The sequence below is a fragment of the Dyella caseinilytica genome, assembly GCF_016865235.1.
Classification (GTDB): domain Bacteria; phylum Pseudomonadota; class Gammaproteobacteria; order Xanthomonadales; family Rhodanobacteraceae; genus Dyella_B; species Dyella_B caseinilytica.
On the sequence record NZ_CP064030.1, the window covers coordinates 2,328,084 to 2,346,821 of the forward strand.

Sequence of the window (18,738 nt, forward strand, 5' to 3'; positions counted from 1 at the left end):
GATGTATCTTCCAAAAAAACCGGCAGCTCAAGACTGCCGGCTCAACCAGGAAAATAATCCGCTCGCTTTGTTGTCGTTACCACCCATAGCTCATGCCAGCACCCACTGACGTGTCATTCGCGGAGGCTGCGCCACCAAACGATATGTTCAAATTTGGCTTGATCTGGCGGGAGTAACCCAACGCGATCGCAGGCTGACCATTCATGTTACCCACACCCACACCAACCTTGTTCGGCGTGTTGATACCTTGGGCGCTGAAGGCCATCTGACCGTAAGCTGCGCTCATTGCGCCCATACCATTGATGCGCCGATTCACCTGGGTGAACTTTTGATTCGCCCAATCCTGCACCCCGCTAACCGCAGCCTGCACCTGTCCCACGTTAGCCGCGTCCGTAGGGCGGGTACCCGCTGCGACGTTGGTGATTTGACGCTCGTTACCGGCTGAGCCGACGGACACTGCGTTATCACGGTCAGCTACCGAGCCCGAGCCCAAGGCCACTGAATTGTTACCTGTGGCGCTTGCGTTAGACCCCAGCGCGGTGCTGTTGCTACCTGACGCGTTCGCGCCGGAGCCATTAGCAGTACTACCGTTGCCCGACGCTGTCGCACCAGCACCCGTTGCGGTACTGCCCGAGCCAGATGCCACGGTGCCATTACCCACCGCGGTACTGTTCTCACCGGAAGCGCTGGCACCGTTGCCGACTTGCGTGCTGTTTTGACCCGAGCCGCTGAAATCAGCTGCAACACCACTGCCTGCTGCGTTATCACCACCGCTCGCACCTCCGCCAGCCGGCGGCGACGCAGGGGCGCCTTGCTCAATCGCACCCACACGACCGTCGAGACCGGTGTAGTAGTTGTTGAGCTGATCGAACTGATTCTGGATGCCTTGCTGCATATCAAACAGCTGGCCGCCATTCACCGCCTGCATGCTGCCCGATGCAACCTGACCGGGCGCCAGATTATTGATGATGGTGCCGTGCGCGCCGCCCAAGGTCGCCGAGTCCAACGACAGATCATCATAGGTCAGTGCTAACAGCTCGTTGCCAGAAGGATCCACTAAGCCTGCTGCCCTCAACTGCGCCACCGTGGCCGCATCAGAATCTGCTGTACCATTCGCCACGTTGGTGATCTGACGCGTGTTGCCCACGGAGCCGACCGAGACGCTGTTGTCGCGATCCGTGACAGAGCCCTGGCCGAGAGCCACTGCATTGTTGCTCGATGCGTCAGCTAAGCGTCCAAGCGCAACCGAATAGTCGCCTGTGGCTGCCGCGCCTGAGCCCAGCGACGTCGAACGGTCACCCGACGCCACGGCCCTGTTGCCAAGTGCCGTGCTGGCCACTCCGCTTGCATTGCTGTAGTAACCGAGTGCCGTGCCGGAATCTCCCGTAGCGTATGCAAAGTAACCCACTGCAGACGAAGCGATGCCGCTGGCCGTACTATTTCCACCAATGGCAACTGCATTTTGTTTAGTGGCTGTTGCGCGCAGACCTACCGCCGTGGACGTGCCACCGCTGGCCACACTTTCACCGCCGATTGCGACCGACGACTGACCAGGCGCCCGCGCGCTTGCCCCCATGGCGAGCGAACCGTCACCAGCCGTTGCTGCAGCATCTTTTGCGTACTTGCCGCTGTTGACTTTGATGTATTTGTTGTTGGCAACAACACCGCCCAACTGGCTGTCGATCGTCGTGATGTCACTGGTGTTCTTGGCTACTTGCTGATTGGTGGCATACAGTTGCGAACCGTTCACTGCATCGGTGCTGGTCGAAGACAGCTCGCCATTGGCCACCCCGGTCAGCGTACGTGCGCCGGCCGTGCCAGTGAAATCCACCGAGTTGCCGCCCGTCGCGGACGCGACCGTGACGTTGCCTGTCGTCGCATCCTGCTTTACCAGCCCGATCTCGCCATTTGTGACTTGATTCGTCAAATCGGTGAGATTGTTGGTGTTGGTGGTTACACGGCCGTCCAGATTGGTAACCGCACCTTCAACGGTGTTAACTGAGGTTCCGCCCACGGTGTAAGTGGGGCCCGTCACCGCCCCTGTCTTCGGGTCGATGGATGCACCGCCACCCAACGCGTTCACCACCGGAGCCAACTGGCCCACGATAACCGCATCGTTAGTCTGTGTGCCGGCGCCAACACTTACGACCTGGCGCAACGTCGTACCATCGCTCACAGCAACGGTATTTGCCCGGTTTGCCACACTGCCATTGCCGAGAGACACAGCGTTACTGGCTGAGATGGTTGTGTTGTTGCCGAGCGCCACACCAGAGCCGCTACTCGTGATCGTTGCGTTGGTACCGAGTCCAACGCCACTACCCGTTAGCGTTGCACCAGAGCCTATCGCTATACCACCCGAATGACTGACTTTCGCATTCGCACCCACGGCAATCGCACTGCCGCCATAAATGTTTGCGCCGTCGCCCATGGCAATGGAACCCGCGCCGGTGACCGCAGGATTTCCGCCGGTGCCCTGAATCGTTGCATTGCGACCGAACACGATCGAACCGGCGCCGGTGTTCTGATTTTTTGCGTTCGAGCCGATGGCAATGTTGCCATCAGCAGTGCCAGCGACGTTCGACTGTGCGCCGTTGCCGATGGCAATGGTATTGGAGCCCGTTGCGGATGATGCGGTGGAGCCATTGACCTTGATGTAGGTGTCATCCAGCGCCGCCATCGTGCCTACCGACTGAACGCCCATGCTACCCGCGCCGCTGGCTGCACAGGTATTGAACGCATCCAGCGTACCCGCCTGCCCGCCGGTCGTCGTACACGACGCACCCACCATCTTCGTGTCTTGTGCGATGGCGGTGTTGCCGCCAAAGCTCAAGCCGAACACAACCGTCGCGGCCAGTCCGACGATGGTCTTGGCTTTCTTGCGGCCATTGGCCAGTTCAGATGCGACCACCCACTTGTTCGTGGTGGCATTCCAGATGACACGATAAATGGTGTTCATTCGTCTTCTCCAAAAGTCGAGCACTAGGTTCGGCTCAGGGTGCAAGACGCCATCACGCAACAGGCTGCGTGCTTCAATGTCTTGCGGGATAGCGCGGCGTACACAATGTGTGACGCTTGGACCACTCGCGGCCTTTCCGGCCGCCATACCTCCTTGGAGGCGCCACGCATAACTCTGCGTCGGCATGCCCGGCACTACTTCACTGGGCACACGCAAAGATTAGGATGAGGGAGGAGGCCCTGATACCTGACAAAAACGAAAAGGCCCGGGCGGCCGAATGAACGGCCGTTCAGCATGCGAGCGAGGCCGAGAAACCGCCGATGGCAGTGCGGTCAAGGCTTGCCCGGCTGTTCCTGCTCGTGATCCAAGGCAATCTGAGACGCTTGGATCATGCCGGTTGATATGGCGTAACGAAATAGCTCCGCGTCGCGCTCGATGCCCAACTTTCTCATCGCGGAATATTTCTGCGAGCTTATCGTGGTGGGACTGCGCGAAAAGCGTGCGGCGATGTCTTGGATCGACAAGCCTTCGGCAAGCATCCGCACCACTTCCGTTTCGCGCTTGGTAAGGCGCGGCACATCGCTTTGTTGTCCTGCAACGGTATCGTTGCTCTTCAGCAGCATGTCGACGGTCGGCGAGACAAAAGGCAGTTGCTCACACACATGCCGGATCGCCGCGCTGACGTATCCATAGTCATCCGTTTTACTGACGATAACGTGGACATCGCTTTCTTGAATGCTCTTAAGGATTTCGGCGCTCAGCACGCTGGTCAACACGACGATGCGCAGATCGGGAAAGTGCCGGCGCAAGAAGCGCAGCATGGTGATGCCATCGCCATGCCTGCCCTCCTTCATGACAAAGTCGGTCAACACGACGTCGACCGAATTGACGGCCAACAGATCGACGAGTTCCGTGGAGTTCTTGCAAGTGCCCACGATAAGCAGGTCGCTTTCGTTGGCGAGCGTGCGCTCGATACCGAACAGCGCTGCAGGGTGATCGTCGACGATAGCAACCCGGATGGTCATGACCTGCCCTTTTACTGCCTCGGGTTGCTCTTCGATGCGGACGAGATCATAGTGTCTAGCCGTAAGAACTTCCAGCAAGCGCCACATGGAGTCGGATAAAGACGAGCATGGACACCAAGCGCATCCGCATTGTCATCGCGGACGACCACCCCATCATACTGCTGGGGATTCAGGCGTGCATCGAGGAGATCTTCTCCTACCAGATCGTCGGCACAGCCCAGAACCCCGATGAGCTGATTCACGTGTTGAACACGACACTGTGTGACGTGGTAGTAACGGATTACGTCATGCCAGGCAGCCATGTGGGCGATGGCCTGGAACTCATCGACGTTCTGAAACGCGACTACCCGTCGATCGGCATCGTGATGGTGACCGCCATCGACAAGCCCGCCATCATCGGCGCCATGATGGCGCGTGGTGTGGAAAACATCATCAGCAAGACAGACGATCTGTCGCACGTCGTACCGGCTATTCAGTCTGTGCTAGTCAAGCGGCGCTACCTGTCACCGTCCATCGAGCGCATGCCAAGGGAGCACTCGACGTCGAATACCACCAAGTTGTCGCCGCGCGAGCGCGAGGTCATCGCACTTTACTTGAAGGGAAAAACCATTACGGAAATCGCTGCGACTCTCAATATCCGCAAACAGACGGCCAGCGGTCAGAAATCCAGTGCGATGAGCAAGCTGGGTTTCATGAGTGATGCCGACCTATTTCAGCATGCGGCCGACTTGGAGCTCTGGGCATTGGGAGACGATGATTGAGTGACTGCTTACTGTGCCAGTCCCTCGTCATAACGGTCCACCACCTGCTTCAAGGTAGCGGAGAGTTCGGAAAGGTCCCCTTCCAGATCTTTTATATCGGTGGTGTCTAGCTTATCGCGCAGGCGAGAACACTGTTGGCCGGTTTCCCTTTCGCCAAGCATGAACAATATGCCCATGAAAGAGTGGATGGTGTCTTTCAAGGATTGTACATCGCCCGTCGCCCGCGCATGCGCCATGTCTTGCAGATCGGTACGCCCACGCTCCACGAAGCCGCGACGCGCCTTTTCGTGCACGTCACGGTTGCCGCCCCTATCCGCGGAAACCGATTCGCGCGGAAGACGGGTGAAGGTCTCGAAAGCCTTTCGGAGACTCTCCAGCGACAGCGGCTTGAGCAGAACCGCGGTGATGCCTGCTTCCTCGCAACGCTTGTTTTCATCCGCCATGGCGCTGGCGGTGATCGCGAAGATCGGCTTGTCCACGCCACGTTCGCGCAGCGAGCGCGCCAGGTCATAACCGCTCATGCCGGGCATGTTGATATCGGTCAGCACGACGTCATGGGTGTCGTCCCATATACGCAATGCCGATTGGCCACCTTCAGCGCTATCCACCTGCAGGCCGATCACTTCCAACTGTTGTTGAATGAGCACGCGGTTGCCGGGGTGATCCTCGATCAGCAATGCCCGGCCGCGATACATCTTGTGCGGCGCTCGTTGCTGGGGCTGCGTGGTGGAAGGATCGACGGAATGCCCCATGACGGCGGAAACCAAGGCAGCGCCGAGATAACACGATACGTGCGTGATGCGACCCTTCCGCTCTGGAACGAGAGGCCCATTGGACGAAGCAGCCACGATTCGTTCAAAAGCGCCATCGTCCACGGCGGTTTGCAGGTCACGTTCATCGTCAACGACGATCAGCGTTGTCACCTCATGGTCCGTGGGCAGCTTACCCAGCGAAGTGGCAGTGCTCACAGTCGCGCCATGCGAGCGCAGCAGCCGACTTATCTCTTGCATCCATTCGGGCGAGGATGAAACCACCGCTAAGACCCGGCCTTTGAGCGGCGGCTCTGTCGCTGCGTGAGGCGCGACCCTCGTTGTGGGAATATCGAGCGTGAATACGCTTCCCCTGTCTTTGGTGCTTTCCGCCTCGATAAAACCGCCAAGCAATTTGCTCAATTGCCGACATAAGGCCAGGCCTAGCCCGCTTCCGCCGAAACGTCGTGCAGTACTGGCATCCGCTTGTGTGAAGGGCTCGAACAGCTGCTCCAGCTTTTCGCGTGCGATGCCGATGCCGGTATCCGCCACCTCGAAACGCAGATGCTCCGGGCCTTCCACTTGCCTTGACGATACGCTCAGGACGATTTGCCCTGACTCTGTGAATTTCACCGCGTTGCTGAGGAGATTATTGAGGATCTGCCGCAGACGATGTTCGTCGGAGACATACGTTTGGCCGAGGTTATCGTCGAGGCCGTAGTAAAGCTTGACGTCCTTGCGCAATGCCTGCGGCGCATACAATAGCGCTGCCTGTTCCACCAGATCACGCAGATTGAAGGGAGCCAATGCGATCGTCAGCTGCCCTGCTTCGATGCGCGAGAAGTCCAGCACGTCGCTGATGATGCCAAGCAACGAATCGGCCGACAGGCGAATTTGCTCCAGGCGCTCTTTTTGGGTTGGACTGAGCGGCGATTGAGCGAGCAACTCAAGATGACCCAATACACCGTTCAATGGCGTGCGTATTTCATGGCTCATAGTGGCCACGAAGGTTGTTTTCGCCTGGCTGGCCTGCTCGGCATCTACTCTTGCCTGTTCGGAATCGCGCCGGGCCTGGACCAGACGCTCGTTGAGCTCCACTTCCGAGGTGACGTCACGAATGACACACAGCAGCGACTGCTTTTCGTGATGTGTGGTCGGCGTCGTGATGACACGCAAATGCCGAGGCTGTCCGTCGTGTTCGAACGTGTATTGGAAGTCGTGCGAGGCGTCGACACCCTTCGGTTTCGATTCCCGGCAGATCGCCTGGTAGAGGGTGTCGACATGCGCCTCGTCGCCTCCGGCAACTTGCTCGACCACCGCGTTCTGCATCACCGGCCGGCTGGTGTCGCGATCCAGCAGTGAGAGGCCGATGGGCGACGTTTCCACGATGGCCCGGTTCAAGGCATCGCTTTCGTATACCCGCGAAGCGTCACTCAGGGCTGGCGCGAATATCCGGCGGTCCATCCGCAAAAGCAGCGCCCACAGCGCCGCAAGAATAATCAGTGTCGCCAGAACAGCAGCCGTCAGGAACCGGCCCTTTGCCGCCAGCATGTCGTGCACGGAATAAGGGTGTATGGCGATCCAGTCGACGCCATGCAGTGGCGATGCGACCATATAGACGGTCCCTTCCCGGAGTCGGACCGAACTTCTTGCCTCCTTCCGCAACGTGTCCAGAGTGGCCGCGTTTAGATGGAGATCGGAAGGCACTTCGCCTGCGTGTGCCAGTATGTCTCCACGAGGCGAAACGATGACAAACGCTTCACGGGTCGCCTGCTCCAACCTCGCCTGGACGATGCTCATCGACTCAAACGTTACACGTGTGAAGTAGGGTTTATTCTTCACATCAAGTGTCAACACAGTCACCAGCGACGGCTCGCCATTAAACGGATTTCGATCGAAGTAGTAGGCAATTTTCTCAAGCGGCATGAACATCCCGCTGACGCGCGTGGCGGATTGCAGCCGCCGATCGCTAATCATTAAGCGCGAGATGGCTTCCACCCGGGTCTTGACGTTCAGATCGTGCAGAATCGATTGCTCGTCCTTGATGCCAGTGATGGCCAGGAGCGAGCCCGATGGATCATAGCCGTAGACGATGATGGGGCCCGTCGACTGCGTTGCCGCCACGGACGCTTTCGTGTAAGCCGAGTATTGCTCGATCATGCCGAGGTAAGCAGGAAGCAGATCGCCGAGTTGTTGCGATGCATGCTGACCCAGCACGATCCACGGCGCGGAATCGCCGGGTGCCAGTATGGTCATCGCCTCATCGCGGGACTGGAACTCGGTCAAGAACGGCGCACCCCAATTCTTCAACAAGGCCGTCTGTTCCCACAACGCGTTGTTCGTGTACAAGCTATTGACGTAGGCGCGATCGCGTTGTGTGAGGTATTCGTCGATGGTTGCGCGGCCTTGCTCAAAGGCCTGCATTTGCGCAGCATGAAAATCGTTGATGCCCGACAAGACGCTCGCCAATCCAGCCAGCACGATCAGCAAGCTGACTAAGCCACCGCCCCCGTAGAGCAGCCGCCGCTGATGACGTTGCAGCGAAGTGATTCCTTGTTTGCGATCCTCCCCGCGCTGCTTTGCAACGTCGCTCATTGGTGTCGCACTCTTATCCATAAGCACCTCGACTGAATATCCGCCTATCTTGTCGATCGGAGCCCTACCCGATAGGTTTCGTACCCGTGGTACGCGAACGGCTCGATGGGTCAATCATCTCACCAAGATGAATTCGTCCTGCTCTTTGACAGGCGCTACGGCTAATCGCCCTGCCCTCGTCCGCTTGCAGTGAAAGATAGCCCTTGATATTGAAGCTTTGCGTCGATGCGCAGACCCCATGGGTTTCGGTGTACATGACTCCGTCCTTTCGTAATGCCACAAGCATCACGCCGCAAAAGGGGATTACAGTGGCATTGGGTTCGGGCATCGACCGCTGAGTGTTCGAACACTGGGTCCATTGCGTCATGGGCTTTTTTTAGACGAGAATTTTAGATCGATCCAAACACATTGGGAGGAGACATGGCCTTTCCCTTCGCGGGCATCCGAGAGGAGCGCTTCCGATCATGAGTTTCGAAGCAATACACGCACGATTACGCACGCTGCTGGCCGTGGCAAGCCTGATGATCCTCGGCGTCGCCTTCCCTTCCATGGCAACCGAACAAACGTACCCAGCCAGCCCACGAATCGACAACCCGACGGCGATCGCACGTGCGCGAATGGCAGCAGAAGTGTTGATGCACTCCTACGACCCCAACAAGGCCTGGTTTCCGTCCAGCTGGTGGAACTCGGCAGTCGCCCTGCAAACCATCGGCGACTACATGCAACGCACTGGTGACCGTCGCTATCTCAGCCAATTGAACAACACCTTCGAAAAAAACAAAGGTGTGTTTCCGGCCGGCGTCTTGCCGGACCATCCTTCGCCGGGCAACTTCACCAGCCGGGCTATCGACGACTCCGAATGGTGGGGTCTGACCTGGGTGGAAGCCTATGACCTGACCCGCAACCCGAAGTACCTGGACATGGCAGTCACCATCGCCAATTACGTGTACGGCTACTGGGACACCAGCACCTGCGGCGGTGGCGTCTGGTGGAGTGCCGAGCGCACCTACAAGAACGCCGTCACCAACGGATTGTTTATCCGGCTCACCGCCGAATTGCACAGCCGGATCCATGGCGACACGCAGTGGTTGGCGCGATCCCGCACGGCCTGGGCGTGGCTCCAAAGCAGCGGCATGATCAATGCTGATGGCCTGGTCAACGACGGCCTCACCCGCACCTGCACCAACAACAGCCAGACCGTTTGGACCTATAACCAGGGCTTGGCCATCGGTGCGGGCCTGGAACTGTGGCGCGCGACCCGGGACCCGCAGATTCTGGCCACCGTACACCGCCTGGCTGACGCCGCGATGGGTTCCAACTCACTTGTGACCGATGGCATCCTGACCGAGCGCTGTGATGCCTTGGACCAGACCTGCAGTAACGACGCCAAGCAGTTCAAGGGCATCTTCATGCGCTACTGGACCGACCTTGTCGACACCACTCGTGACCCCCACTACGCGGCATTCCTCGACCGGCAAGCCGATAGCATCTGGAACAACGATCGCGACGCCGCTGGCCGACTCGGTACCCGTTGGTCCGGCGCTACCAGCAACGACCACCCGAACGAGTTCGACTGGCGCACCCAGGCTAGTGCGCTCAGTACGCTGATCGGCGACGTCAGAGGACGGTGACTCGCAACTATCTCGTGGCGGCTGACTGCCCCCACGATGATGGCGCATCACCAAGATGGAACTCGAGCGTGCCGCCGTTCCCTACCCGGTCAAAATCTATCCACGTCGATGTCAAGGCGCTGCCATTGAGCGTAACGTCCTGGACATAAGTCGAACCTGCATGGTCTGCGTTGATCTCGAGGATTTTGCCGTCAGCAAGTCGGATCGTCACATGACTGAAGAGCGGGCTCGACAGTGTGAAGCCTGAAACAGCTGGCACTTCCGGATACAGCCCAAGTGCCGCCCACACGAACCAGCCAGAGGTGGCACCTTCGTCATCATTGCCCGGCAACCCCGACGCAGCAGTGGTGAACTGCTCGTTGACGATTCGACGCACAAGAGCTTGCGTCTTGTCCGGCCGACTAGTCCAGTTGTAGAGCCATGGCGTCGCGAACGATGGCTCGTTGCCAATCCATAGGTGCGGGCTGTGCGAGCCGGCATTCAAGTAAGCGTTGAACGTGTCGAGCCTCGGCAGCACGGCAGCATCGCCGCCAAGCGTATGGATTAATCCGGGGATGTCGAACGGTACCATCCACGTGTATTGCTCGACATTCCCTTCAACCTCATCGAATGAGTTAGCGACCCAACTGCCATTGCTATCGCGATCGGAAAGCCGTGGCGGCGTCGCGCTGAACGCGGGGCGAATGACATTCCTCCAGTTCGCCGATCGTGTCCGCATTTTCGCTGCATTCGTGATGTCACCGAGCGCCAGTGCATAACGGGAGATCGCGTAGTCAGTGGTCGCGTATTCAAGCGTCGTCGACGCGGTACCACCGTTGTGGCTGCTATCGATCCGAATGTTCGCATCGGCAGGCAGATAGCCAAGCTGTTTGTACAAGACGAGTCCGGGCAGCGCGGTTACGTTGCGGCACGTCGTGGCAGCGCCTGACGCCGTGCGGAGCATGATCGACAGCGCCTTTTGGGTGTCGAAGCTGGTGGCGCCGTACATATAGCTCTGCGCAACGACAATCGGCACATTGTCACCCGGCATCACATCGCTGTTCGTGTTGCCCTCCACCCATTTGGGAAAGGCACCGCCACACGTACTTGCATCATCGACGAGCGACTGCATCATGTCGCTGGCAGCGGCCGGCTTGAGCCACGCAATGAGAGGCATCAACGAACGATAGGTGTCCCAGCTCGAGAACGTGGTGTAGTGCACGTGACCGGCCCCAGCGTTGATGACCTTGCCATTCATGGCCACATAGTCGCCGTTGGCATCACTGAACACGCTTGGGGCAAGCAACGCATGATATAGCGCCGTATAGAACTTCTTCACGTCGTCCGTATTGCCGCCTGTCACCTCGATCGCACTGAGTTCCCGATTCCATGCGGCGTCGGCTCGTTTCGCAATTTCATCAAAACCGAGTGTGCCGGCCTCCCGTTGCAGATTGTCCTTCGCATTCTGGATGCTGACGTATGAGACGCCCACTTTCATATTCACTGTCAACGGCGTGCGGAGCGTCGACGTGAACGTGAGCAGTGCATTTCCGGCAGACAGTTTCGTGGTGAACGGCTGATCAAGCTGTGCGTAGAAGTAGATCTTGTACGTTTGTCCGCTGCTGCAGAAGTCGCCGCCATTCATCGATCCAGACAGTGCTTCCGGATCGTTCGGGTCAATCGTGATCGTGCCGCCCTGCGATGACGCGTTGGTGCTTGCGGCCACGTTGAGCTGACCAGCCTGGCCGACGGGCCAGGTGAAGCGCCCGGCGCCGCTGCGCAGCGTGGCAGTCAGTTCTGTGCGGATGCCGTTGTCGAGCGTTACGCCGTAGTAGCCTGGTCTTGCCGTTTCGTTTGTGTGCTTGAACGACGCAGCGCCCATTTGCCCTGCGACGATTGGCAACACTGGCAGAGCACCTCCACCGGGGCAGCCAACTCCACTCAGGTGAGTGAGGCTGAAACCGGTGATGCTCGTCTGGCCGTAGTGATACCCAGGCGGACTCCAGGTATGTGTCACGGAAGGTGTATCAGGCCCCCATTGCACCATGCCCGCTGGCAGCGTTGCGGCAGGTGTTGTGAAACCGCCGCCCAAGTCTTCCGGTGGCGACTCGGTCTGCGCGATAGCCGGAACGAGGGGTGGCGACTGGTCCGTGCCAATCATCGGATCGACGTACTGTGTCAGCGCGAGACCTCTTCCGCCTGTAGACGCGCCGGTATGAGAGGCCGACATGATGGCCTCATGCGAATGGCCGACACATCCCGCATTCAATAGCCCGACCACCACGGCGCCCATCGCCCAGCATGCACGTTTCGTCACTTGGAGCCTTTTCCTTTTTGTGCTTTATCGCCGGTAAGCGCAGCTGGTGTTGAATGATGAATGAGCAACGCCGTGATGTGAAGACTGTCTTTGCCACACCATCATTGGCTATCGCTTGCTGCGTGATTAAACCACACGCCAGATAGATAAGTTGGCAGCCGGCATCCCGCCAAGATCAGGATGCTGGCATTTCCAGCGTGACTTCCAGCCCACCCTCCAGACGATTGCAGGCATCGACATGACCCAGATGCACCTGCATCACCCGCTGAACGATGGATAGGCCAAGGCCATTTCCCTTCGCCAGCTTGGCATTCCCTCCACGGAAGAACGGTCGAAACAACATGCCCAATTCATCCTGCGGAACGCCAGGACCATTGTCGGCCACTTTGATGGTAGCGACGTTGCCCTGATGGCCGACGGTCACTTCAACCTTTCCGTCCGCCGGACTGAACTTGATGGCATTGGTGATGACGTTGTCCATGGCACGCTCCAGCAATATGCCACTGCCCTTCACTTGTACCGAACCATCAATGATGGTTTGTATCGCTACGCTTTTCGCCTGCGCCTCGACACGGGCTGCTTTCACACGTTGCTCTGCCAGGTCGGCAAGATCGATCGACTCCTGCTCCATGCCTGGCAATCCCGCTTCCAGTCGCGACAAGGCCAGCATCTCGGAAGTCATGCGATCCATACGCTCGATCTCCTGTTCCGCGCGCCTAAAATACGCGGTCGCCATATCCCGACCCGCATAGCGCTCAGCCAGATTCAGCAACAGATGAAGCCTTGTCAGCGGCGAACGGATCTCGTGGGAAAGGTCCTGCAAGACACCGCGCTCGTGGGCGACAAGCTGCTCGATTCGCTCGCCCATACCATTGAAGTCGCGCGCCAGTTGACCCAATTCATCATGTGCGTCGCTCCAGCGCGGCTGCACACGCACAGCAAGATCACCTTCGGCCATTTTTCGCGTAGCATCGCGTATCGCGTCGACTGGGCGCGACACACGACGTGCAATCCACCAGCCAATGGCACCGATGAGCAGCAGTGAAAGCATCATCTGCATGCCGAGCAACAGTCTTTCCTGAGCATCCCGCGAAAGGCGCCCACGAGAATCGGTATAGCCCACCAATTCCCTGGTATGCCCATCGTCACCGATCACCGGCCTGATTACTAAATCAGAATCCCGTGACAGCCTGAGTTCCGTGCTGCGGCCATCAGCGAGTGAAGCAGGCAGCGAATGGCGAACGGAAGACGGCACGCGCCATTTGTGCAGTGACTGTCCGTCTTCGTACAGATTGACTTCGATTCCTTCTTTACTTTCTTTCTCTATCCAGTCATCAAGTGCACTGCGGCCGCCACTGTCGTAGACGTGCTCGGCCGTATCGGCCAGTGCGCTCCAGTCAACGCGCCGATGGGCCAAGTAATGGATAAATCCGGTAGTAAGCCAGCCAGCCAGCAGCATCACCAACAGAGTGGCAGCGCAAAAGGAAATCAAAATCCGCCAAAAGATCGGACTGCGGAATGGGGTATGCAGGCCTTTCATGACGGTAGCGCGCCGGCAGGCAGAAGCACATAACCGGAACCGCGAATCGCGTCGATCCGCGGCGAATGAGGAGAAGCTTCGGTCAGCTTGTGACGGAGACGGCTTACGCGCATGTCAATGCTGCGATCGAAACGCTCCAACTCCCGCCCAAGCGAGGCGCGGGTCAGTGCAGGCTTGTCGATCACCTCGCCTGCGCGCTGCATCAGCGTCAACAAGAGCGAGAATTCCGCACCGGTGAGGTTGAGCTCGCGCTCTTCCACATAGGCACGTCGTTCGCCGGGCAACACGCGCAACACGCCCATAGTCAGTTCGCCGACGCCTTCCAACGTGTGCCGCCGCAGCTGCGCGCGTACACGGGCGAGCAGCTCGCGCGGCAGGCAGGGTTTGGATAGGTAATCGTCCGCTCCCAATTCCAGCCCCACGACCCGGTCAACTGGCTCGCCTCGACCGGACAGCATGATGACCGGCAGTCGATGCTGTACCCGCAGTTCCCGCAAAGTATCGAGGCCATTGCGCTCCGGCAGCATGACGTCGAGAACCAGCACGTCGGGACGGGACGTCTGATCGCGCAGTCTGGCCAGCACCGCCTCGCCGTCATAGACCACGTCCACGTGCAACCCTTCGAGGCGCAAGTACTCGCCTAACAGCTCGCAAAGTTCACGATCATCGTCGCCAATGAGCACTTTGAACATCGTTACCTCTCCACGTTCATGGGGGCGATCATGGCGGCCTCGGCCACTCCCCATACAACTTACAGCCAGGCAAGACCGAGCGGGATCAAGGTCCCTGCAACCAGCAAGGTCCAGGCGGTGCGCTTTCGACGGACATGCGAAAGACCTATCCACACCCCAAGCAGGGTCGAGGCCACCAGATTAAGCGCGACGAGTAAAAAGAACCACTTCAGCGCCTGGGTCGGCAAGGACACGGCATCGTCATCATCGGGTGGCGGCGTTGCGGCCTTTCCTTCGCTAGTCGGTGCCTGCGACTGGTGTTCATGGTGATCCAGGGCAAACACCTGATCCTTATGCATCCTGCCCAGCTTTTCGATCAGGGCTGGGGGCTGGTAGTTGCCGTGTTGCTCATGCAGATCGAATAGCTGGAGCGCCCCCGTGAAAGCAAAGAAAAGAATGGTCGGCGCACTGAACAAACCGACGTACGCATGCCATAACCGTATCTTGGACACTTATTCTTCCTCGTTGGCTGATCTATACCCACCCGGCGTCACGCACCCGTCGCACGCGCCGGCTTTGCGTTAATTAAGCCTTAGCCCTGTGACGTTGAAACCTGGTCACGTATCCGGACGTCGCCGGAAGGTAAAGAAAGGTAACCGTGCTGCAAGCGAGGCCTTCTGAGGCGTGAATCTTCGTCTTCAGCATGTTTCCAGAACGATTTTCATTCATGCCTTCAATGTCCCATTAACCTCCATCGTCATTTTCGCGTAAGCGAGAAGGACGGCGCGAAGGTGATGGCAATTACCTTTCTTTACCTCGCAAGGACGGCCGAATACAGGGGTGTGTTTCAGCATCTCTCCACGCTGTTTCACCCCAACACACGAGTCACGAGGTAGTAACCATGTACAAGAACCTTTCATTCCGTCTTCTGCTCGCATCGGCCATGGCCATGGCTACAACATTTGCCGTGGCAGCCCCGCATGACGGCGATGGCCGGGACAATGGCGGCAGCCATCATAGCGATAGCGTGCGCGGTCTTGGGCTGTCGTTGACACAACTGAACGCTACCGATGCACAGCGTGCGCGCATTACACAAATACTGAGCGCAGATTCCGCACAAATGGATGCGCAGCGTCAGGCCGTGCAAAAGCAGCGGACCGCCCTGGATGCCATGACACCGACCGACACTGGCTACCAGGCAGCCGCAGCCCGATTGGCGCAAGCCGAAGCGAGCGAAACACAAATGCGTGTTATCCAGCACGCACAAAACGAAACGCAGATCTATGCGGTGCTTACGCCCGCGCAACAAGCTCAACTGGCGACGGTCAAGGCGCAACGACAAGCACGAGAGGCGGCATGGCAGCAGCTCAAGGCCAAGTATCCGGTTGCATCCGACGTCCAGGACGGCCGTTGATTCAACCGAATCCGAGTCCTACGCAGTCTGTGACCCGCAAAGAAAAAAGTATAGGCTGACTGTGTGTTAGCCGGCGTCCGCGTCCGGCCCGGGGTGAACATGCGTAGTGCTGAGCGCGTCCCGGGCCACCTTTAAAGGGAATGTGGCATGACAGAAACCTTCATATCCAGGCTCAACTACGTTTTTCGACAGCGCAGCCTGTACGTTGCATTACTTCTTTGGATAGCGCTATGTGTTGCCGCTTATACACTTGCCCCGAGCATGCCTAGACTCGAAGGCGCACCAAACTTGCGAAGCATGCCGATCGGCAGTTCTCACTATCTTGTACTTGTCATCATCGGCATTGGCATCGCCTCTTTGCTGGCAGGGCGCCGCCCTTTTCCGGACCTTGGTCAACGCGCGCCGGATCGCTCCATCGCCTTGCGCGAAGTCATCGGCTTATGGATGTATGTCGCCGTTGTTCTCGTGGCAGGTCAGCTTATTGGCCAGCATTTTTTCGACGCAGGCATTTCGCTGCACTTGAACGGCTCACTTATGGGGGCGACGCGTGTGCAATCGCCGACGGAAGTCTTCACGTGGGCGGCTTATAACGGCTTTTTTCTTGCACTGGTGCCTTATGTTTTTTTCCGCTTACGAGGCTATTCCAATGCATCACTCAGCCTCACGTCGACGAACCTGAAGAATGATGTATTGATCATCATCGTCTTATTGGCACTTGGTTGCGCACTGGATCTTCGAGGACACCACACCATTCTTCAGCTCACACCGCATCAGCAAATAATCGGTGGCGCGCTGTCGTTCGTGGTTCATCTGTTTGGTACGGATCTGCCGATCATGATCTTTATTTACGCGATCCTCATGCCACGCTACGCGAAACTCGCATCGCCGATGACGGCCTATCTGCTCGGTGCGGCGAGTTATCCGGCGTCCCACATCTTCGAATCATGGACACAATACGGCTCCGTGACGCAAGGTGTGTCGTCCGTGATGCTGGTGTTTCTCACCTTCTTCCCTGCAGGAATAATGAAATCATTCCTGACTGTACGCACCGGCAACGCCTGGGCGCATGTATGGGCCTATCATGCGATATCGCCTCATGTGACCATTGACACGCCTCTTGTCGTGCAAGATTTCAATATCAAATAAGGGGTCGTGTCGCGGATTTACTCTTTTCCATCGAGTGAATGGGCGCCCGCTGTCGCGGGCGATCCCATCGGCACACCGTTTGCACTATCAATTGTATTTCGTCTCAATATCCGACACTTTGCCGTCGGTGATGATGATGTACACCGTCTTACCGTCCTGCAGATATTGCCACTGCTCGCTACCTGAAACCTGGTTGTTCGTCAGGCCGCCATTCTGGCCGTCCAGTAATGTGCGCACCACCGGCTGCCCCAGCAACTCCTGCACCTTCGCTGCGCTATCACCTAATGACAGCACGCGGTCACCCACACGCAAGGAATCCTCGGCATGGACCGCAACGCCAGTAAACAACAAAGCCAGCAACAGATAACGACGCATCGTGATTCTCCTTGAATCGAATACCGACCAACCACCCCGCCAATTTGCCCTGAACAGCAATGGCCGCAATGTGCCGAAGATCATGGAGCGCCTTCGCCATGATGACCATCACCGCGGCATCGACGACTTATCCCGCAGTCATCTTTTCGGATGGCCGGCCAGCCTCAATGGCTTTGCAAGTGGACAACGGCTCCATGTGGGTCAACCACCGCTAGACCTGGTGCACGACGGGGCATTGCAGACCACCGCGACAGCAATGGCATCTATATGAAATATATGGATTTTATATAGCAAGATAAATGAAGGAATTGTCGGAACAGTAAATCAAATGGCGCGTCGCAAATGGCAAGCCGACTGTACACGTTTGACGAGGACTGGCCATCATCCCGTCGCCTTACTCAATGACTGGCCACGCGTAGCGAGTGATGATCTTGTCGGATGGGGTCGGCGATGCAGCGCTGTGCTTACGAGAGCGTTTGACCGCGCTCATCGCGGCGTCGGCTCTATTGAGAAGCCCTTGGGCGTCGAGACAGCGGGGTTCGGCCACGACCACGCCGACGCTTGCACCACCGTAGTCGATAAGCGCCGAGTCCAGCTTGAAGCGCCCCTTCGTTGCATTCTCCAATCGTCGGGATAACGCCGCGGCGGCCTCGCTGGCCTTCGCCCGCTGCTCTACGGCCAACACCACAAACTCATCGCCACCCATGCGTGCAGCCATATCGCTGTCGCGCAACATTCGTCGGAGTCGCTTCGCCACTGCCTGCAGGAATTGGTCGCCAATGTCGTGTCCAAACCGATTGTTGATTGGTTTGAAGTCATCCAGGCCAACAGAGGCCACGATCAATGCCTGATCTTCTTGCTCGGACGTAAGACGCCGATGCATTTCCTCCAGCAATGCCCGCCGATTGGGTAACTCGGTCACCACATCGGTCAGGGCCGTCGTTGTCAGGGAGCTGTTGGCCTGCTGTAACGCCGCAAGCAGCCGCTCCCGCTCAACCTGCTGGCTGATCAACTGAGCGAAGAGTGTCAGGAGGTGGCTGGCGGTATCGGAGAGTCGCTTGCGCCCGTCGCTTGCGGCGCAAAGAGTGCCAAAAAGCTCCCCGCCCTTCCCGCGGACCGAGGCGCTCGCATAGGTGACTAAACCTAATGACCGGGCCATTTCGCAGTCTCCCCAATGGCCTGCGACATCATCCGTATAGAAACGCCCCTGATCCAGGGCGCGTTTGCAAAGCGTGCCCTCCCAGGGGGTGGACAGACCTTCCGGAACAGTCAGGCGATAGGTGTTGCGGGCGTACAGGACAACCAGGGCACCGGCTGACTCGTCAAGCCTGGTCAGATACGTCGATTCCATCCCCGTGGCCGTCTGCAGCAGTTCCAGGAGTGGCCGGGCCAGCCCCTCCAGGGTATGCGCATGAGTCACGGCAGCGGCCCATGCGCCGAGGAAGTTGGACGGAACCGTCATGAAGGGAGCGTGATTCATACGCATAGATATCGGCAGCTTGCGGAAGCGCTAAAACCCGCCCTGCCTAGGGCAATCGCCCGAATGTCGCCCCCGCTCAGTAGCACACTGCCGGTCATT

14 protein-coding genes are annotated in these 18,738 nt (G+C 58.3%); 5 read left to right on the top strand and 9 right to left on the bottom strand.

Annotation, left to right across the window (positions count from 1 at the left end):
• Window positions 1–76: 76 nt before the first annotated feature.
• The gene (locus tag ISN74_RS10125) at window positions 77–2,956 is read right to left on the bottom strand and encodes an ESPR-type extended signal peptide-containing protein (protein ID WP_188799207.1); all 2,880 of its coding nucleotides are present in this window, start codon (window positions 2,954–2,956) and stop codon (window positions 77–79) included.
• A gap of 332 nt (window positions 2,957–3,288) precedes the next feature.
• Window positions 3,289–3,981: a response regulator gene (locus tag ISN74_RS10130; protein WP_188799208.1), complete on the bottom strand. Its 693-nt coding sequence runs from the start codon at window positions 3,979–3,981 to the stop codon at window positions 3,289–3,291.
• A 107-nt stretch (window positions 3,982–4,088) separates the two neighbouring features.
• Here ISN74_RS10130 and ISN74_RS10135 point away from each other — a divergent pair, with 107 nt between their 5' ends.
• A complete protein-coding gene (locus ISN74_RS10135; protein WP_188799209.1) occupies window positions 4,089–4,742 on the top strand; it encodes a response regulator in 654 nt (217 codons plus the stop codon).
• A gap of 8 nt (window positions 4,743–4,750) precedes the next feature.
• Here the strand turns inward: ISN74_RS10135 and ISN74_RS10140 are convergent, their stop codons facing one another.
• On the bottom strand, window positions 4,751–8,086 hold the full coding sequence (locus tag ISN74_RS10140) for a hybrid sensor histidine kinase/response regulator (RefSeq protein WP_188799210.1): 3,336 nt from the start codon (window positions 8,084–8,086) through the stop codon (window positions 4,751–4,753).
• Window positions 8,087–8,550: 464 nt separating this feature from the next.
• Between ISN74_RS10140 and ISN74_RS10145 the strand changes: the two genes are divergently transcribed.
• Window positions 8,551–9,717 carry a glycoside hydrolase family 76 protein gene (locus ISN74_RS10145; protein WP_229679137.1) on the top strand — a complete coding sequence of 389 codons (1,167 nt, stop codon included), beginning with the start codon at window positions 8,551–8,553 and terminating at the stop codon, window positions 9,715–9,717.
• Window positions 9,718–9,724: 7 nt separating this feature from the next.
• Here the strand turns inward: ISN74_RS10145 and ISN74_RS10150 are convergent, their stop codons facing one another.
• The 4 genes from ISN74_RS10150 to ISN74_RS10165 all read right to left on the bottom strand — a co-directional run bounded on the left by ISN74_RS10150 (window position 9,725) and on the right by ISN74_RS10165 (window position 14,736).
• Entirely contained in the window at window positions 9,725–12,013 is a 2,289-nt protein-coding gene (locus ISN74_RS10150) for a GH92 family glycosyl hydrolase (RefSeq protein ID WP_188799211.1), read from the bottom strand.
• 175 nt (window positions 12,014–12,188) lie between these two features.
• Window positions 12,189–13,553 (bottom strand): sensor histidine kinase, encoded by a 1,365-nt coding sequence (locus tag ISN74_RS10155; protein ID WP_188799212.1) that lies wholly within the window; start codon window positions 13,551–13,553, stop codon window positions 12,189–12,191.
• Window positions 13,550–14,245 (bottom strand): response regulator, encoded by a 696-nt coding sequence (locus ISN74_RS10160; RefSeq protein WP_188799213.1) that lies wholly within the window; start codon window positions 14,243–14,245, stop codon window positions 13,550–13,552. Before ISN74_RS10160 ends, ISN74_RS10155 begins: the two co-directional genes overlap by 4 nt.
• A 59-nt stretch (window positions 14,246–14,304) precedes the next feature.
• A complete protein-coding gene (locus ISN74_RS10165; RefSeq protein WP_188799214.1) occupies window positions 14,305–14,736 on the bottom strand; it encodes a PepSY domain-containing protein in 432 nt (143 codons plus the stop codon).
• 389 nt (window positions 14,737–15,125) lie between these two features.
• Between ISN74_RS10165 and ISN74_RS10170 the strand changes: the two genes are divergently transcribed.
• Together ISN74_RS10170 and ISN74_RS10175 are read left to right on the top strand one after the other, a co-directional pair.
• Window positions 15,126–15,638 (top strand): Spy/CpxP family protein refolding chaperone, encoded by a 513-nt coding sequence (locus tag ISN74_RS10170; RefSeq protein ID WP_188799215.1) that lies wholly within the window; start codon window positions 15,126–15,128, stop codon window positions 15,636–15,638.
• Window positions 15,639–15,785: 147 nt separating this feature from the next.
• On the top strand, window positions 15,786–16,784 hold the full coding sequence (locus ISN74_RS10175) for a hypothetical protein (protein ID WP_188799216.1): 999 nt from the start codon (window positions 15,786–15,788) through the stop codon (window positions 16,782–16,784).
• A gap of 87 nt (window positions 16,785–16,871) precedes the next feature.
• On the opposite strand, the gene ISN74_RS10180 is transcribed toward ISN74_RS10175, so the two are convergent.
• Window positions 16,872–17,159: a DUF2845 domain-containing protein gene (locus tag ISN74_RS10180; protein ID WP_188799217.1), complete on the bottom strand. Its 288-nt coding sequence runs from the start codon at window positions 17,157–17,159 to the stop codon at window positions 16,872–16,874.
• A 1-nt stretch (window position 17,160) separates the two neighbouring features.
• Here ISN74_RS10180 and ISN74_RS10185 point away from each other — a divergent pair, with 1 nt between their 5' ends.
• Window positions 17,161–17,430, top strand: coding sequence for a hypothetical protein (locus ISN74_RS10185; protein WP_188799218.1), 270 nt, complete (start codon window positions 17,161–17,163; stop codon window positions 17,428–17,430).
• A 123-nt stretch (window positions 17,431–17,553) separates the two neighbouring features.
• Here ISN74_RS10185 and ISN74_RS10190 read toward each other — a convergent pair whose 3' ends face one another.
• On the bottom strand, window positions 17,554–18,639 hold the full coding sequence (locus ISN74_RS10190) for a GGDEF domain-containing protein (protein ID WP_229679139.1): 1,086 nt from the start codon (window positions 18,637–18,639) through the stop codon (window positions 17,554–17,556).
• Window positions 18,640–18,738 lie beyond the last annotated feature (99 nt).